The 15558-nt window shown below is 70.1% G+C and carries 16 protein-coding genes; 14 read left to right on the forward strand and 2 right to left on the reverse strand.

The genetic code is table 11. The annotated features are described in order from the left end of the window. Nucleotides 1–4 precede the first annotated feature (4 nt). The 13 genes from AC2DFQ_RS01140 to dapF all read left to right on the forward strand — a co-directional run bounded on the left by AC2DFQ_RS01140 (nucleotide 5) and on the right by dapF (nucleotide 12611). On the forward strand, nucleotides 5–1681 hold the full coding sequence (locus AC2DFQ_RS01140) for a ribonuclease J (RefSeq protein ID WP_484509668.1): 1677 nt from the start codon (nucleotides 5–7) through the stop codon (nucleotides 1679–1681). Between the two features lie 2 nt (nucleotides 1682–1683). Beyond that, complete coding sequence (locus AC2DFQ_RS01145) at nucleotides 1684–2175, forward strand: GNAT family N-acetyltransferase (RefSeq protein ID WP_484532681.1); 492 nt, start codon at nucleotides 1684–1686, stop codon at nucleotides 2173–2175. Nucleotides 2176–2297: 122 nt separating this feature from the next. After that, nucleotides 2298–4982, forward strand: coding sequence for an FtsK/SpoIIIE family DNA translocase (locus tag AC2DFQ_RS01150; RefSeq protein ID WP_484532682.1), 2685 nt, complete (start codon nucleotides 2298–2300; stop codon nucleotides 4980–4982). After that, nucleotides 4982–5569, forward strand: coding sequence for a CDP-diacylglycerol--glycerol-3-phosphate 3-phosphatidyltransferase (pgsA, locus tag AC2DFQ_RS01155; protein ID WP_484532683.1), 588 nt, complete (start codon nucleotides 4982–4984; stop codon nucleotides 5567–5569). The genes AC2DFQ_RS01150 and pgsA overlap by 1 nt, the downstream gene beginning before the upstream one ends. Beyond that, on the forward strand, nucleotides 5569–6093 hold the full coding sequence (locus tag AC2DFQ_RS01160) for a CinA family protein (protein ID WP_484533119.1): 525 nt from the start codon (nucleotides 5569–5571) through the stop codon (nucleotides 6091–6093). Before pgsA ends, AC2DFQ_RS01160 begins: the two co-directional genes overlap by 1 nt. A gap of 157 nt (nucleotides 6094–6250) precedes the next feature. Continuing rightward, on the forward strand, nucleotides 6251–6559 hold the full coding sequence (locus AC2DFQ_RS01165; protein WP_484509664.1) for a helix-turn-helix domain-containing protein: 309 nt from the start codon (nucleotides 6251–6253) through the stop codon (nucleotides 6557–6559). Nucleotides 6560–6562: 3 nt separating this feature from the next. Further along, nucleotides 6563–6787, forward strand: a complete 225-nt coding sequence (locus tag AC2DFQ_RS01170; RefSeq protein ID WP_484509663.1) for a DUF3046 domain-containing protein — start codon at nucleotides 6563–6565, stop codon at nucleotides 6785–6787. Nucleotides 6788–7021: 234 nt separating this feature from the next. Then, on the forward strand, nucleotides 7022–8068 hold the full coding sequence (recA, locus tag AC2DFQ_RS01175) for a recombinase RecA (protein ID WP_484509662.1): 1047 nt from the start codon (nucleotides 7022–7024) through the stop codon (nucleotides 8066–8068). 31 nt (nucleotides 8069–8099) lie between these two features. After that, complete coding sequence (locus tag AC2DFQ_RS01180; RefSeq protein WP_484532684.1) at nucleotides 8100–8735, forward strand: regulatory protein RecX; 636 nt, start codon at nucleotides 8100–8102, stop codon at nucleotides 8733–8735. A gap of 78 nt (nucleotides 8736–8813) precedes the next feature. Beyond that, nucleotides 8814–10355 (forward strand): tRNA (N6-isopentenyl adenosine(37)-C2)-methylthiotransferase MiaB, encoded by a 1542-nt coding sequence (gene miaB / locus AC2DFQ_RS01185; protein ID WP_484532685.1) that lies wholly within the window; start codon nucleotides 8814–8816, stop codon nucleotides 10353–10355. Beyond that, on the forward strand, nucleotides 10352–11272 hold the full coding sequence (miaA, locus tag AC2DFQ_RS01190) for a tRNA (adenosine(37)-N6)-dimethylallyltransferase MiaA (RefSeq protein ID WP_484532686.1): 921 nt from the start codon (nucleotides 10352–10354) through the stop codon (nucleotides 11270–11272). Before miaB ends, miaA begins: the two co-directional genes overlap by 4 nt. Beyond that, nucleotides 11269–11691: a GNAT family acetyltransferase gene (locus AC2DFQ_RS01195; RefSeq protein ID WP_484532687.1), complete on the forward strand. Its 423-nt coding sequence runs from the start codon at nucleotides 11269–11271 to the stop codon at nucleotides 11689–11691. Before miaA ends, AC2DFQ_RS01195 begins: the two co-directional genes overlap by 4 nt. Nucleotides 11692–11753: 62 nt before the next feature. Next, the gene (gene dapF, locus AC2DFQ_RS01200; protein ID WP_484532688.1) at nucleotides 11754–12611 is read left to right on the forward strand and encodes a diaminopimelate epimerase; all 858 of its coding nucleotides are present in this window, start codon (nucleotides 11754–11756) and stop codon (nucleotides 12609–12611) included. 19 nt (nucleotides 12612–12630) lie between these two features. On the opposite strand, the gene AC2DFQ_RS01205 is transcribed toward dapF, so the two are convergent. Beyond that, a complete protein-coding gene (locus AC2DFQ_RS01205; protein ID WP_484509656.1) occupies nucleotides 12631–13272 on the reverse strand; it encodes a class I SAM-dependent methyltransferase in 642 nt (213 codons plus the stop codon). A 102-nt stretch (nucleotides 13273–13374) separates the two neighbouring features. Between AC2DFQ_RS01205 and hflX the strand changes: the two genes are divergently transcribed. Continuing rightward, nucleotides 13375–14916: a GTPase HflX gene (gene hflX / locus AC2DFQ_RS01210; protein ID WP_484532689.1), complete on the forward strand. Its 1542-nt coding sequence runs from the start codon at nucleotides 13375–13377 to the stop codon at nucleotides 14914–14916. Between the two features lie 70 nt (nucleotides 14917–14986). Here hflX and AC2DFQ_RS01215 read toward each other — a convergent pair whose 3' ends face one another. Next, nucleotides 14987–15547: a hypothetical protein gene (locus AC2DFQ_RS01215; RefSeq protein ID WP_484532690.1), complete on the reverse strand. Its 561-nt coding sequence runs from the start codon at nucleotides 15545–15547 to the stop codon at nucleotides 14987–14989. Between the last annotated feature and the right edge of the window lie 11 nt (nucleotides 15548–15558).

A 15558-nucleotide genomic window follows, 5' to 3' on the forward strand; every position in this document is an offset into this window, starting at 1 on the left:
ACAGATGCCCACGACCGTCTATGAACCGCCCGCGCTGGCCCCCCAGACGCTCCGAGTGACGCCCCTGGGCGGACTCGGCGAGGTCGGCCGCAACATGACCGTGTTCGAGTACGAGGGCAAGCTCCTCGTCGTCGACTGCGGTGTGCTGTTCCCCGAGGAGCACCAGCCCGGCGTCGACCTGATCCTGCCCGACTTCGAGCCGATCAAGAACCGGCTCGACGACATCGTGGGCGTCGTGCTCACCCACGGGCACGAAGACCACATCGGGGCGGTGCCCTACCTCCTCCGGCTCAAGAGCGACATCCCGCTCCTGGGGTCGGGGCTGACCCTCGCCCTCGTCGAGGCGAAGCTGAAAGAGCACCGGATCAAGCCGTACACGCTCACCGTCGCCGAGGGGCAGCGCGAGCGTCTCGGACCGTTCGATCTCGAGTTCGTCGCCGTCAACCACTCCATCCCCGATGCGCTGGCCGTCGCCATCCGCACGCCCGCCGGGATGGCATTGGCCACCGGCGACTTCAAGATGGACCAGCTGCCGCTGGACGGCCGCATCACCGACCTCCGCGCCTTCGCGCGCCTGGGCGAGGAGGGCGTCGACCTGTTCCTCGTCGACTCCACCAACGCCGACGTGCCCGGCTTCACGCCGACCGAGCGCAGCATCGGCCCGGTGCTCGAGCAGGTCATCGGCCAGGCGCCGCGCCGCGTGATCGTCGCGAGCTTCTCCAGCCACGTGCACCGCGTGCAGCAGGTTCTGGATGCCGCAGCCGCGCACGGACGGCGGGTCGCGCTGCTCGGCCGCAGCATGGTGCGCAATATGACGATCGCCGAAGAGCTCGGCTACCTGCATGTTCCCGCCGGCGTCCTCATCGACTACAAGAAGGCGCGCGACCTCCCCGAGAACCGCATCGTCTACATGTCGACCGGATCCCAGGGTGAGCCGATGGCGGTGCTCTCGCGCATGGCCAACAACGACCATGAGATCGAGCCCGGACCCGGCGACACGGTCATCCTCGCCTCGAGCCTCATTCCCGGCAACGAGAATGCGGTGTACCGCGTCATCGACGGGTTGACCAAGCTCGGCGCCACCGTCGTGCACAAGGGCAACGCGAAGGTGCACGTGTCCGGTCACGCCGCCGCGGGCGAGCTGATCTACTGCTACAACATCATCAAGCCGGCCAACGTCCTGCCCGTGCACGGCGAATACCGCCACCTGATGGCCAACGCCCGCCTCGCCCAGGACACCGGCATCCCGGCCGAGCGCACGATCCTCGGAGAGAACGGCACCGTCGTGGATCTGCGCAACGGTCTCGCGGAGGTCGTCGGCCAGCTCGACCTCGGGTTCGTCTACGTCGACGGCTCCTCCGTGGGAGAGATCACCGAGGCCGATCTGAAGGACCGCCGCATCCTGGGTGAAGAGGGCTTCATCTCCGTCATCGTCGTGATCGACTCGGCGACGGGGAAGATCATCAGCGGGCCGGAGATCCACGCCCGCGGCATCGCCGAGGACGCGGGCGTCTTCGAGAGCGTGAAGCCGAAGATCGCCGCTGCGCTGGCCGAGGCCGCGCAGTCGGGTACCCGCGACAGTCATGCGATGTCGCAGGTCGTCCGTCGCACGATCGGTCGCTGGGTGAACCAGACGCTGCGCCGGCGTCCGATGATCGTTCCCCTGGTGATCGAGGCGTAACCATGCCCGCCCCCCGTGTCCGCGCGGCCCGTCAGTCGGATGGGACCTTCCTCGCGGACATGGTGGTGGAGGCCGCCAATTGGCGCCCGGGGGCGGCGCGGCCGCGCCACGAGGTGCTCGCCGGCACGGACTATCAGCGCTACCTCGCCGGGTGGATGCGGCCGGGAGACGCCGGCGCCGTGGCCGAGTCGCCCGCCGGCGAGCCGGTGGGGGCGGCCTGGTACCGGATGTTGCCGCGGAGCGAGCCCGGATTCGCCTACGTGGGCACCGGGGTTCCCGAGCTCATCATCGGCGTGCGCCCCATCTGGCGCTCCCACGGCGTCGGCCGCCTGCTCCTGCAGGGCCTCTGCGAGCATGCGCGCGCGGAGGGGTTCGCTCGGATCAGTCTCAGTGTCGAGCGCGGCAACTTCGCCTCGACGCTGTACCGCTCGGAGGGATTCGCGATCACCCGTGCGAGCATCGGACGCGACACGATGGTGAAGCGGCTCCGCTGAGCCGTCCGGGCGCCCCCGTCCACACGGTGTCCCGCCCCGGCGGGGCACGATGGTCAAGCGGCTCCGCTGAGACTCCCGCGTCAATCCGGCCAAACGTCGGCTCGGCGGCCTACCGTGGGAGTATGCCCCGCACCACCACGACGACCGGCGCCCGCGCGTCCGCAAAGGGTGGCGCGCGCAAACCGGCCCCCGCCCCCAAGCGCTACGTCGGAGAACCGGAGAAGCCGCCGGTCATCGTCCGCGCCTGGCTGGGCCTGGCCCACGCGGTGGGCGGAGCCTTCCGCGCGTTCGGGCCCGAGACCCTCGAGAAGGATCAGCGCCGCGACGGCTTCCCGTTGCTGCTGGTCCTGCTGGCCGCCGCCGGTGCCGTGGTGGAGTGGTTCCTCATCGGCACCGAGGTCGCCGCGATCATCAGCGCGTACAGCGTCGGAGGCCTGATCGGGCGCGAGGCGTTCGTGTTCCCCGTGCTGCTGCTCCTGCTGGCGGGATGGCTCTTCCGTCACCCCTCCTCCGTGCACGACAACGGCCGCATCGGCATCGGTTTCGCGCTCTTCCTGATCACCGTGGCCGGCTTCTGCCATGTCCTGGGCGGCCGCCCGCAGCCCAGCGCCGGCCTGCCTGTCCTCAGCACGGCGGGAGGGCTCTTCGGATGGATGGTGGGCGAGCCGCTGGCGATGCTCCTCACTCCCGTCGGCGCATCCGTGGTGCTCGCACTCGTCGCGGTGCTGAGCATCCTGATCCTCACCAAGACGCCACCCAACCGCATCGGTCGCCGCCTCGGCGATCTGTACGACTGGCTGTTCGGCGCCGACCCCGCCGAACGCGCCCAGCGCGCCGAGATGCGCGCCGAGACGAAGCAGATGGATGCGGCGTCCCCCGACGAGGGCGAAGACGCCGACCCGTCCCTGCCATGGTGGCGCCGCAATCGCTCAGGGCGGGAGCAGGACGCCGACGGCGGCCTCGGCTCGCAGGATCTCACCGAGCTGCTCACGCCGGGCGTGCCCGAGGGCGGATTCGAACAGGTCTTCCCCACACCGACCCCGCCGCCTCCGCCGCTGCCTCCGACCCCCGACGCACTCACCGAGGTTCTCGACCACCGGGCCCTCGCGGGGGCGATCCCCGGAGACACGACGCTGCGCGACGACGCTCCCGCCCACACCGCCGAAGAGCTGCCGAGCATCTCCGGACTCGGCGGCGACAATCAGGGTCTCCCGCCTGCGGCGAACTACCGGCTGCCCTCCGTGGCGCACCTCTCGGCCGGCACGCCGCACAAGGAACGCTCGGCGGCCAACGACGCCGTGGTCGCGGCCATCGAGAGCGTCCTGTCGCAGTTCAACGTCGACGCACGCGTCACCGGGTTCTCCCGGGGGCCCACCGTGACGCAGTACGAGATCTCGCTCGGACCGGGCGTGAAGGTCGAGCGCATCACGGCGCTGACCAACAACATCGCCTACGCCGTCGCCTCCAATGAGGTGCGCATCCTCGCCCCCATCCCCGGCAAGAGCGCGATCGGCGTGGAGATCCCCAACACCGACCGTGAGATCGTGACCCTCGGAGACGTCCTGCGCTCGCAGAACGCGGCCGCCTCGACGCATCCCATGACCATCGGGGTGGGCAAGGACGTCGGCGGGGGCTACGTCGTGGCCAACCTCGCGAAGATGCCCCACCTGCTGGTGGCCGGCTCCACCGGTTCGGGTAAGTCGAGCTTCGTCAACTCCATGATCACGAGCCTGCTGATGCGCGCCAAGCCGTCGGAGGTGCGCATGGTGCTCGTCGACCCCAAGCGCGTCGAGCTCACCGCGTACGCCGGCGTGCCGCACCTGATCACGCCCATCATCACGAACCCGAAGAAGGCCGCCGAGGCGCTGCAGTGGGTCGTGAAGGAGATGGACATGCGGTACGACGACCTCGCGTCGTTCGGGTTCCGCCACATCGACGACTTCAACAAGGCCGTCGTCGCCGGCGAACTGAAGCTGCCGGCCGGGAGCGAACGGGTCCTCAAGCCCTACCCGTACCTGCTCGTGGTCGTCGACGAGCTCGCCGACCTCATGATGGTGGCCCCGCGCGATGTCGAGGATTCGATCGTGCGCATCACCCAGCTGGCCCGCGCGAGCGGCATCCACCTGGTGCTCGCCACCCAGCGGCCCTCGGTCGACGTGGTCACCGGACTCATCAAGGCCAACGTGCCGTCCCGCCTGGCCTTCGCCGTGACCAGCGTCACCGACTCCCGCGTCATCCTCGACCAGCCCGGTGCTGATCGTCTCATCGGACAGGGCGACGCCCTCTTCCTCCCCATGGGGACGTCGAAGTCGCTGCGTGTGCAGGGCGCGTGGGTGAGCGAGTCGGAGATCGAGAAGGTCGTCGCGCACGTCACGCAGCAGGCCCGCCCGGAGTACCGCTCCGATGTGGCGGCGACGGCCGAGAAGAAGGAGATCGACGCCGACATCGGGGACGATCTGGAGCTGCTGCTGGCGGCGGCCGAACTGGTCGTGTCGACGCAGTTCGGTTCGACCTCGATGCTGCAGCGGAAGCTCCGAGTCGGCTTCGCGAAGGCGGGGCGCCTCATGGATCTGCTCGAGTCGCGAGAGATCGTGGGGGCGTCCGAGGGCTCCAAGGCCCGTGATGTGCTGGTCACGGCCGAGCAACTGCCCTCGGTGCTGGCACGCCTTCGCGGGGATGACGCACCCCAGGCCGTCGCGTCCGACGGGTACGGCCCCGACCCGGTCGAGGCGCAGTTCGCCGGCCTCCCCGTCGTCGACGCGGACGACGACGACGGCGACGCCTGGCAGCTCACGGGCCGCGACTGATGGCTGTTCCCCGGCAGCTGCCGAACGTCATCACGGTCGTCCGCATCCTCTGCGCGCCCGTCTTCCTGTGGATGCTGCTGGCCGACGATGGCGCCGACGGTGCGCTGCGGTGGTGGGCGGCGGTGCTGTTCATCGTCGCGATCGCCTCAGACGGCATCGACGGGTACCTCGCGCGCCGGTATGAGATCGTCACCGATCTCGGGAAGCTCCTCGACCCGATCGCGGACAAGGTGCTCACCGGCGCCGCGTTCGTCGGCCTGTCGATCCTCGGCGAGCTGCCGTGGTGGGTCACGATCGTCGTGCTGGTGCGCGAGATCGGCATCACCGTGTACCGCTTCGTCGTGGTGAGCGACCACGTCCTCGCCGCGGCGTGGATGGGCAAACTCAAGACCGTCGCGCAGGCCGTGGCGCTCTCTCTCGCGCTCCTTCCCCTGGCCGCCCTCGTCGACCAGCCCGTCTGGGACGCCACGGTGTGGTGGGCCAATGTCCTCACGATGACCATCGCCATCGCCCTCACGATCGCCAGCGGCATCGACTATCTCGTCAGCGAGCTCCGCGCCGCCCGGTCGCGGAGGGCCGCGTCGTGATGGACGACCTCCCCGCGGAGCTCGAGGAGACCCTCGTCAGCAACCCCCGTGAGAGCGCCGCCGGCCTCGTCGCGCGTCTCGCCGAACTGGGGTGGACCGTCGCCGTGGCGGAATCCCTCACGGGCGGGCTCGTGGTCTCGTCGCTGGTCGCCGTGCCGGGGGCCTCGCGCGTCGTGCGCGGGGGAGTGGTGGCCTACGCCACCGACCTCAAGCGCAGCGTCCTCGGCGTGGATGCCTCCCTCCTGGAGGCGCACGGGGCGGTTCATCCCCGGGTGGCCCGCCAGATGGCTCGCGGCGTGCGCGACGTGCTCGGGCAGGACGGTGCTGCAGCGGAAGTGGGAATCGCCACGACGGGGATCGCCGGACCGGACTCTCCCGACGGGCAGCCCGTCGGAACGGTCCACATCGCGGTGTCGACGCCCCTGGGCACCCGCGTGGACTCGCTGGTGCTCGGAGGAGACCGGAACGCCATCCGCGTGGAGGCGGCGCGCATCGCCGTCCGCCGGGCTCTCCTGGCCCTGTGAGCGCCGGTGCCGCACACGGGAATAGCAGGTGTTTCTGCGCCGTTACATCCGGCGATTCCCATCCATTCCCCAGCGCGAGGGATTAGATTGCCATCATGGGGTGTTGTACCGTTGTGCACCCGGCAGAATGCGGAGTCAACGTGAGGAGGGGCTTGAAATGATCCTGGTACGACAAGAGATCGGCGAAGTCCTGCGTGAGCTCCGTCAGCAGAAGGGCCGCACCCTTCGGCAGGTCGCCGGCCGCGCGAGCGTCGCCCTGGGCTACCTGAGCGAAGTGGAGCGCGGTCAGAAGGAGGCCTCGAGCGAGATCCTCGCCTCGGTGGCCGAAGCACTCGACGTTCCGATCTCCACCATCATGCGTGAGGTCGGTGACCGCATCTCGGTCCTCGAGGGCGTGCACAGCTTCCCCGACGTGGTTCCCGACGACCTGGTCGCCTCGGTCGAGCCCGAGCTTTCGCTGCGCTGAGACGTGCGCCGGTCGGAATTCGACCGCGCGGTATCGGATGAGTTCGGTGCGCGCGGATCCTCGCTGGTGACGGATCTCGTGCTGTCCGCCGTGGGCGGCCGCACGGCCGCCGCCGCGCTGGAGGCGGGGGTCGCGCCGCGTGACGTGTGGCTGGCGCTGTGCGAGGAGACGGATGTCCCGCCCTCGCGCCGGTACGGCGCCGGGCGGCTGGAACCCCGCCGGCGCTGACGCGCGTTCGCGGCGTGTCATCGAAGTTCTGTTCGACTGGCGCGTAGGCTCCTGCACAGCAGGTGTCGAGGTTTCGTTGTCCACGCCACGACGGGGATCCTCCGCGATGTCGGAGGCCCCGCCTAGCGTGAACAACGTCGAACGACACCACACGCCTTGTCGCAGCATCCCGTCCGCCGGATGGAAGCGCGACAGCCTACAGGCGACGGACACGCGCAGCAGAAGGAGCAGGCCATGCCATCACCCGCCGACCGCGAGAAGGCCCTGGAATCGGCCCTCGCACAGATCGACCGGCAGTTCGGGAAAGGCTCGGTCATGCGGCTGGGCAGCGACGAGCGCGCGCCCGTCGCGGTCATCCCGACCGGATCGATCGCCCTGGATGTGGCCCTCGGCGTGGGTGGCCTCCCGCGTGGCCGCATCATCGAGATCTACGGCCCCGAGTCCTCGGGTAAGACGACCCTGACCCTTCACGCGATCGCGAACGTCCAGCGTCAGGGCGGAATCGCCGCTTTCATCGACGCCGAGCACGCGCTCGACCCGGAGTACGCCAAGAAGCTCGGCGTCGACATCGATTCGCTGCTGGTGTCGCAGCCCGACACCGGCGAGCAGGCGCTGGAGATCGCCGACATGCTGATCCGCTCCGGCGCGATCGACCTGGTCGTGATCGACTCCGTTGCCGCGCTCGTGCCGCGCGCGGAGATCGAGGGCGAGATGGGCGACACCCACGTCGGTCTCCAGGCCCGTCTGATGTCGCAGGCGCTCCGCAAGCTCACCGGTGGGCTGAACACCACCAACACGACGATGATCTTCATCAACCAGCTGCGCGAGAAGATCGGCGTGTTCTTCGGTTCGCCCGAGACCACCGCGGGTGGAAAGGCGCTGAAGTTCTACGCCTCCGTGCGCCTGGACATCCGCCGCATCGAAACGCTGAAGGACGGGGCCGACGCGGTCGGAAACCGCACGCGCGTCAAGGTCGTGAAGAACAAGATGGCTCCGCCGTTCAAGCAGGCCGAGTTCGACATCCTGTACGGCACGGGTATCTCCCGCGAGGGCAGCCTGATCGACTTCGGTGTCGAGCACACCATCGTCAAGAAGTCCGGCGCCTGGTACACCTATGACGGGGAACAGCTCGGCCAGGGCAAGGAGAACGCGCGCAACTTCCTGCTCAAGAACCCTGACATCGCCGCGGACATCGAGACCAAGATCAAGGACAAGCTCGGTATCGGTGCGCCGCGCGCGACCTCGGTCGAGGACGAGCTCGCCGCTCGCCGTCCGGCCTGATGTCGACGTCGCTCAACAACCGGGGTGAGCTATGAGTGACGGGGGCGAGGACGAGCGCCTCGCCCCCGTCGTCCCCCTGTTCGGCTCCGAGCCGCAGGCAGGCGGGTGGCACCCCGCCTGGACGGGCGAGGCCGACCCCTCTGCGGAGGACGACGTCGCGTCACCGGAGATCTCGCCCTCCGACGCTGCCGCCGAAGCCGAACGTGCCCTCCTCCGCCGCCTCCGGACGCGGCAGCTGTCGATCTCGGAGGCACGGTCCTTCGTGGTCGAGAGGCTTGCGGGTCCGGGTGAGGCGGAGGCTCTGCTCGCCGATTTCGTCCGACGGGGATACCTCGACGACGCGATGCTGGCCGAGCAGCTCATCCACGCCGCCACGGAGCGAAAAGGACAGGGCCGGCGCGCCATCGCGCAGACCCTGGCCGCACGTGGCATCCCTCGCGCCGTCACGGAACAGGTGCTGGACGGGCTCCCCGACGATGACGCCGAGCGCGCGCTCGAATTCGCCCGCGGAAAAGCCCGGCAGCTGGGCCGCTACGACGACGACACGGCACTGCGGCGGCTGATGGGGCAACTGGCCCGCCGCGGCTACCCCGGGTCGGTGGCCGCCACGGCGGCGCGCGCGGCCCTCGCCGAGAACCGATCCAGCGGAGGGGTCCGCTTCCGCTGACCGGCGCGCGGGCGGGACCGCGACGGATCGCGCCGGTCGCCTCCGTTCCGCCCGCCGCCGAACCTAGAATGGGGCACCATGACCATCCTGTCCGCCGCACCCACGCTCATCGCGCCGTCCACCGCCGCGTACAGCGCGGACGGGCGCCCCCGCACGTACGAAGTGCGCACCTTCGGGTGCCAGATGAACGTGCACGATTCCGAACGCCTGTCCGGGTCGCTGGAGAGCGCGGGATATATCCGCGCCGCGTCGGGCGAGGAGGCGGACGTCGTGGTCATCAACACGTGCGCGGTGCGCGACAACGCCGCGGGCAAGCTGTACGGCACGCTGGGCCACCTGAAGTCACGCAAAGACGTCCGCGCCGGCATGCAGATCGCCGTCGGCGGATGCATGGCGCAGATGGACAAGCAGGCGGTCCTGGACAGGGCGCCCTGGGTCGATGTCGTCTTCGGCACGCACAACATGGGATCCCTCCCGAGTCTTCTCGAGCGCGCCCGTCACAACGGCGAAGCGGAACTCGAGATCCTCGAGTCCCTCGAGGTGTTCCCCTCGACGCTGCCCACCAAGCGTGACTCCGCGGCCAGCGGCTGGGTCTCGATCTCCGTGGGATGCAACAACACGTGCACGTTCTGCATCGTGCCGAGCCTCCGCGGTAAGGAGAAAGACCGTCGCCCCGGCGACATCCTCAGCGAGATCCGGATGCTCGTGGACGACGGCGCGATCGAGGTCACCCTCCTCGGACAGAACGTGAACTCCTACGGTGTGGAATTCGGCGACCGGGGGGCGTTCGGCAAGCTCCTGCGGGCGGCCGGCGAGATCGATGGCCTGGAGCGCATCCGGTTCACCAGCCCCCACCCGGCCGCGTTCACCGACGACGTCATCGCCGCGATGGCCGAAACCCCCGCCGTCATGCCGTCCCTGCACATGCCGCTGCAATCCGGCAGCGACCGCGTTCTCAAGGCCATGCGCCGTTCGTACCGGAGCGAGCGATTCCTCGGCATCCTCGACCGCGTGCGCGACCGCATTCCCCACGCGGCCATCACGACCGACATCATCGTCGGATTCCCCGGTGAGACGGACGAGGACTTCGAGGACACCATGCGGGTCGTGGCGGCGTCGCGCTTCTCCAGCGCCTTCACCTTCCAGTACTCCATCCGCGAGGGTACTCCGGCGGCCACGATGCCCGACCAGGTGCCCAAGCAGGTTGTTCAGGAGCGGTATGTGCGGCTGCTCGCCCTCCAGGAGGGGATCGCGCTGGAGGAGAACCGCCGTCAGCTCGGTCGCGAAGCACATGTTCTCGTCTCCACCGGGGAGGGCAAGAAGGACGCCGCCACGCACCGCATCACCGGGCGCGCCGAAGACAACCGCCTGGTGCACGTCGAGGTGCCGGCCGGATCGGCCGGTGCGCGCCCCGGCGACGTCGTGACCGCCGTCATCACCCACGCCGCGCCGTTCCACCTGCTCGCAGACAGCCCCGACGGTGCCCCGCTGCGAATCCGGCGCACGCGCGCCGGCGACGCCTGGGACCGCGGGGAGGCCGGCTCGTGCGCCGTGCCGGCGACCGCCGCGGCCGCCCGTCCCGTATCGCTGGGTCTTCCGGGCCTGCGCGTCGGGGTGTGAGCGGGCCACGGCTCTGGGTGGTCGTCGGGGCCACCGGCACCGGGAAGACCGCCCTGTCGCTCGCGCTCGCCCACGCGCTGACGGCGGCCGGTCGATCGGCGGAGATCGTCAACGCCGACGCCATGCAGGTGTACCGCGGGATGGACATCGGCACGGCGAAGCTGCCGAGCGCCGACCGCGGCGGCATCGCGCACCATCTGCTCGACGTCCTCGAGGTCACCGACGAGGCCGCGGTCGCGTGGTATCAGGACGCTGCCCGCACGGCGATCCGCAGCATCCATGAGCGCGGCGCCGATGCCATCCTCGTGGGCGGGTCCGGGCTCTACGTCTCCGCGGTGATCTACGACTTCCGCTTCCCCCCGCACGACGACGTGCTGCGCGCGCGGCTGGAGGAGCAACTGAACGAGCTCGGCCCGGGGGTTCTGTACGCTCGCCTGCGTGAGGCCGACGCCGCCACCGCCGCCCGGATCGATCCGCACAACGGCCGCCGCATCGTCCGCGCGCTCGAGGTTCTCGCGCAGGGGGAGGCGACGCACGGCGCGGCCCTACCCGACCGCCCGGTCCTGTGGCATCCCGACACCCGCATCGTGGGCACGCGGATGGAGCGGTCCGAGCTGGTCCCGCTGCTGGACCTCCGGGTCGAACGGATGTGGCGCGAGGGTCTCGTCGCCGAGGTCGACGGGCTGCGTGCTCGCGGTCTGGAGGAGGGCGTCACCGCGCGCCGTGCGATCGGGTACGCGCAGGCCCTCGCGCAGCTGCGTGGCGAGGTGAGTCAGGATCAGGCGATCGCCGAGACCCAGGCGCTCACCCGGCGCTACGCGCGGCGTCAGGTGTCATGGTTCCGCCGGTACGAGGCCGTGACGTGGCTGGACGCGCGGACGGCCGATGCCGCGGCCCTCGTGGCGGACGACGCATGAACACGGTGGTGCGCGCCTTCATCGCCGACGACACCGAGGCCGTCGTCGCGCTGTGGCGGGATGCGGGGCTGACCCGGCCCTGGAACGACCCGTACCGCGACATCCAGCGCAAGATGACGGTGCAGCCCGAGCTCTTCCTCGTCGCCGAGACCGAGCGCGTGCTCGTCGGTTCGGTGATGGCCGGGTACGACGGCCACCGGGGGTGGCTGTACTACCTGGCGGTGGACCCGGCCGCGCGCGGACACGGCGTCGGCCGGGCGCTGGTGGCCGAGGCGGAGCGCCTTCTGGAGCGCATGGGGTGCCCCAAGGTGCAGCTCATGGTGCGCCCCGACAACGCCGCCGCCCGCGGCTTCTACGACGCCCTCGGCTACGAGACGTTCGACACGTGGGCGACCGGGAAGCGCCTGATCGCCGACTGACCGCCGCGGTGCGGGCGCTGCGGCCCGGATCGGCCCCGTCCTGCGCACCGTAGAATGGCCTGATGCCGCAGACCGTCTCTTTCACGAAGGGGCACGGCACCGGAAACGACTTCGTCGTGATCCTCGACCCGGATGGTGAGCTGAACCTGACGGATGCCCAGGTCGCGGTGCTGTGCGATCGCCACTTCGGGATCGGCGCGGACGGGATGCTGCGGGTGGTCCGCTCCGCCGCCATCGACGATGGCTCGGACGCCGCTGCCGCGGGGGCGGAATGGTTCATGGACTACCGCAACGCCGACGGATCGAAGGCCGAGATGTGCGGCAACGGCACGCGGGTCTTCGCCAAGTACCTGCAGCAGGCGGGACTGGCCTCGGTGGACGGAGGACTCCGCATCGGCACCCGCGCCGGGGTGAAGACACTCACGCGCAGCGACGACGGATTCGAGGTCGATCTCGGGCGTTACCGGATCGACGCGGGCGAGAGCCTCGTGCGGGCACGCGGCCTGGATGTCGCGCGGCCGGGCGTCGCGGTGGACGTGGGCAATCCCCACGTCGTCGTGGCGCTGTCATCCGCCGCGGAGCTGGAGGGGCTCGACCTGGGGTACCAGCCGATCCTCGACCCGGTTCCCCGGCAGGGGGCCAACGTGGAGTTCGTGGTGCCCGCCGACCCCCTGGTGCACGAAGGCATCGGGCGGATCCGGATGCGGGTGTTCGAGCGGGGAGTGGGAGAGACCCTCAGCTGCGGAACCGGCGTCGCCGCAGCCGCGCTGGCCGTCCGGCACTGGGCAGGTCCTGCCGCACCGGACCGGTGGATCGTCGATGTTCCCGGCGGGCGCCTGGGCGTGCGGATGGAAGAGGGAAGCGTGCTGCTTTCCGGACCGGCGTCGCTGGTGTACTCCGGCGAGATCTCCCTCGCCTGACCCCGGCCCGCTCGCCGCCTCAGGGCAGCGCGATCGTTCCCGTCTCCGGCGACCCGTGCCGGCGTACCTTCAGCACGCGATACCCACGGCCCGTCGCCGCGCGGTACACGCTGTAGCCGCTCGGGAAGGTGGCACCGAGCCATCGCTGCAGGGAGTCCGAACCGAGGTTGCGCTGCACCACCAGCCAGGCGTCCGAGCGCTCGTCCAGCCGCGGAATCCACTGCTCCAGCATCCCGTGCAGCTCGTTCTTGCCCACGCGGATGGGGGGATTGGAACGGATCGTGCGGAAAACGACATCGGCAGGAACATCTTCGGGCCTCGAGGCGTTGACGTTATCGAGCCCGAGTTCCTCGGCATTGCGCCGCACCAGGTCCAGGGCCCGTTCATTGACGTCGACCGCCCACACAGTGGCGCGCGGCGACTGCAGCGCCAGTGACAGCGCGATCGGGCCCCAGCCGCAGCCGAGATCGAGGAAATGACCGCCGGCAGGCGGCGGGGGCGTGTGGGACAGCAGCACCGCGGTACCGGCATCGAGCCGGTCGGGGCTGAAGACTCCGGCCGCCGTCGTCACTTCACGGTCACGTCCGGCCAAGGAGACGCGGATACGGCGCAACTGCGCGGGACTCGCCGGCGACGCGCTGAAATAGTGGTCGCTCCCCATGCCGGAAGCGTAGCGGAGACCATCCGCACAGGGGGAGAGTTAGAGTGCCAGGGATGCCCCGTCCGGCCGGAACCGGAGGCCGGGGCACCGAGGAAGGATGATATGACGGACACCACCACACCCCGGCACGGGCAGGACACGCCCGTGCAGAGCGCCGAGGAGACGCCGGTGGATCCGGTGGATCGTGTGCTCGCGCGCAGCGCGGCTCGCTCCGGGGTCAGTGTGTTCGGAGCCGCACAGGCTCTGCAAGACCAGACCACCGTGAGCGACGGCGACACCGACGGTGAGCAGTGGGACCGCGAGGAGCGCGCTGCGCTGCGGCGCGTCGCGGGCCTGTCCACGGAGCTCGAAGACGTCACCGAGGTCGAGTACCGCCAGCTGCGTCTGGAGAACGTCGTCCTCGTGGGTGTGCACCCGCAGGGCGAGCAGGACGAGGCGGAGAACTCGCTTCGAGAGCTGGCCGCGCTCGCGGAGACCGCCGGCGCCGTGGTGCTCGACGCCGTCCTGCAGCGGCGTCCGCACCCCGACCCGGCGACCTACGTCGGACGAGGCAAGGCCCAGGAGCTGCGCGACATCGTCGCGGCCGTGGGTGCCGACACCGTGATCGCCGACACCGAACTCGCCCCGAGCCAGCGGCGTGCCCTCGAAGACGTCGTGAAGGTCAAGGTCATCGACCGGACGACCGTGATCCTCGATATCTTCAGCCAGCACGCCAAGAGCCGCGAGGGCAAGGCGCAGGTGGAACTGGCACAGCTGGAGTACCTGCTGCCGCGTCTGCGCGGATGGGGTGACTCCATGAGCCGCCAGGCCGGTGGCCAGGTGGGTGCCGGCGGTGCGGGCATGGGTTCGCGTGGACCGGGTGAGACCAAGATCGAGCTCGACCGGCGCCGCATCCGCACCCGGATGGCGCTGCTGCGCCGCCAGATCCGCGACTTCGGCCCCGCCCGCGACGCCAAGCGTGCCGAGCGTAAGCGCCACACCATTCCGGCCGTCGCCATCGCCGGTTACACCAACGCCGGCAAGTCGAGCCTGCTCAACCGGCTCACCAGCGCCGGAGTGCTGGTGGAGAACGCCCTGTTCGCCACGCTGGATGCCACCGTTCGCCGGGCGCAGACGGCCGACGGCCGCGTGTACACGCTCACCGACACCGTCGGGTTCGTGCGCAATCTGCCCCCTCAGCTGGTCGAGGCGTTCCGCTCGACGCTCGAGGAGGTCGCGGGTGCCGACGTCATCGTGCACGTCGTGGACGGATCGCACCCCGACCCGGCGGCCCAGTTGGCCACGGTGCGCAACGTCATGGGGGACGTCGGTGCGCGCTCGACGCACGAGATCGTGGTCTTCAACAAGGCCGACCTTCTCGACCCGGACGCACGGCTCGTCCTGCGCGGCTTCCAGCCGAACGCGCTGTTCGTCTCGTCACGCACCGGTGAGGGCATCGGTGAACTCCGTGCCGCGATCGAGGATGCTCTGCCGCTTCCCGCTGTCGAGGTCCGTGCGGTCGTCCCGTACGACCGTGGCGAGCTGATCTCCGCGGCGCACGACTCCGGCCTCATCCTGGCGGAGGAGCACCGCGCCGAGGGGACCTTCCTGCATGCGCACGTGGGGGAACGGCTCGCCGCCGAGCTCGCGCCCTACTCCTCCTGACGTCGCCACCACCAGAATCGGCCGCCGAACCTGAGTTCGGCGGCCGATTCGTTCGTTCCGGTGCGGAGCGTCAGAAGGGCAGAGGCGAGTAGCCCTCCGGCACGATGAGGATGCCGACGACCAGCCCGTCCTCGTTCACGGCGACGCGACCGGTCATTTCTCCGGCCTCGCACACCAGGGTCGTCGCCCCCACGACGGTGCCGACCACCTCGTCGTCGTCGGAGAGCTCGGCACCGCCGGGCATCTCCACGCGGGTATCGCGCAGGCTCTGCAACGCCCCCACCTCCCCGAGCACCGTCCGCCACGTCTCCGCGATCCGTTCCCTCGGCAGTTCGCGCGCGGTGACGGGGTGCATGATGGCGGCGAGCCCGTCCTGGTCGCCGGTCGCGATGAGCGTGAAGACGTGCTCCGTGATCGTGCGCACATCGCTCACCCCGCGCTTGGTCAGCGGCTCGCCGCCCACCGGATCGACCGGCTTCCCGAATCGCTTGAATGCCGCCTGTCGTGTCATTCCCAATTCCTTCCCGATATCGGCCCAGGTCCGGCCGTCGGCGCGCGCCGCGTCGACCGCAGCCTCCAGGCGCCGGCGGGCTTTCTGCACCGCTCTCTGTGCTGCACGGATCTCGTCCATGCCGGAAGTCA

This window comes from Microbacterium sp. Z11_20, from assembly GCF_057197605.1.

Bases quoted from the DNA above. Each gene is read 5' to 3' on its own strand.
- AC2DFQ_RS01140 (WP_484509668.1), top strand. From the start codon at position 5: ATGCCCACGACCGTCTATGAACCGCCCGCGCTGGCCCCCCAGACGCTC.
- AC2DFQ_RS01145 (WP_484532681.1), top strand. From the start codon at position 1,684: ATGCCCGCCCCCCGTGTCCGCGCGGCCCGTCAGTCGGATGGGACCTTC.
- AC2DFQ_RS01150 (WP_484532682.1), top strand. From the start codon at position 2,298: ATGCCCCGCACCACCACGACGACCGGCGCCCGCGCGTCCGCAAAGGGT.
- pgsA (WP_484532683.1), top strand. From the start codon at position 4,982: ATGGCTGTTCCCCGGCAGCTGCCGAACGTCATCACGGTCGTCCGCATC.
- AC2DFQ_RS01160 (WP_484533119.1), top strand. From the start codon at position 5,569: ATGGACGACCTCCCCGCGGAGCTCGAGGAGACCCTCGTCAGCAACCCC.
- AC2DFQ_RS01165 (WP_484509664.1), top strand. From the start codon at position 6,251: ATGATCCTGGTACGACAAGAGATCGGCGAAGTCCTGCGTGAGCTCCGT.
- recA (WP_484509662.1), top strand. From the start codon at position 7,022: ATGCCATCACCCGCCGACCGCGAGAAGGCCCTGGAATCGGCCCTCGCA.
- AC2DFQ_RS01180 (WP_484532684.1), top strand. From the start codon at position 8,100: ATGAGTGACGGGGGCGAGGACGAGCGCCTCGCCCCCGTCGTCCCCCTG.
- miaB (WP_484532685.1), top strand. From the start codon at position 8,814: ATGACCATCCTGTCCGCCGCACCCACGCTCATCGCGCCGTCCACCGCC.
- AC2DFQ_RS01195 (WP_484532687.1), top strand. From the start codon at position 11,269: ATGAACACGGTGGTGCGCGCCTTCATCGCCGACGACACCGAGGCCGTC.
- dapF (WP_484532688.1), top strand. From the start codon at position 11,754: ATGCCGCAGACCGTCTCTTTCACGAAGGGGCACGGCACCGGAAACGAC.
- AC2DFQ_RS01205 (WP_484509656.1), bottom strand. From the start codon at position 13,272: ATGGGGAGCGACCACTATTTCAGCGCGTCGCCGGCGAGTCCCGCGCAG.
- hflX (WP_484532689.1), top strand. From the start codon at position 13,375: ATGACGGACACCACCACACCCCGGCACGGGCAGGACACGCCCGTGCAG.
- AC2DFQ_RS01215 (WP_484532690.1), bottom strand. From the start codon at position 15,547: ATGGACGAGATCCGTGCAGCACAGAGAGCGGTGCAGAAAGCCCGCCGG.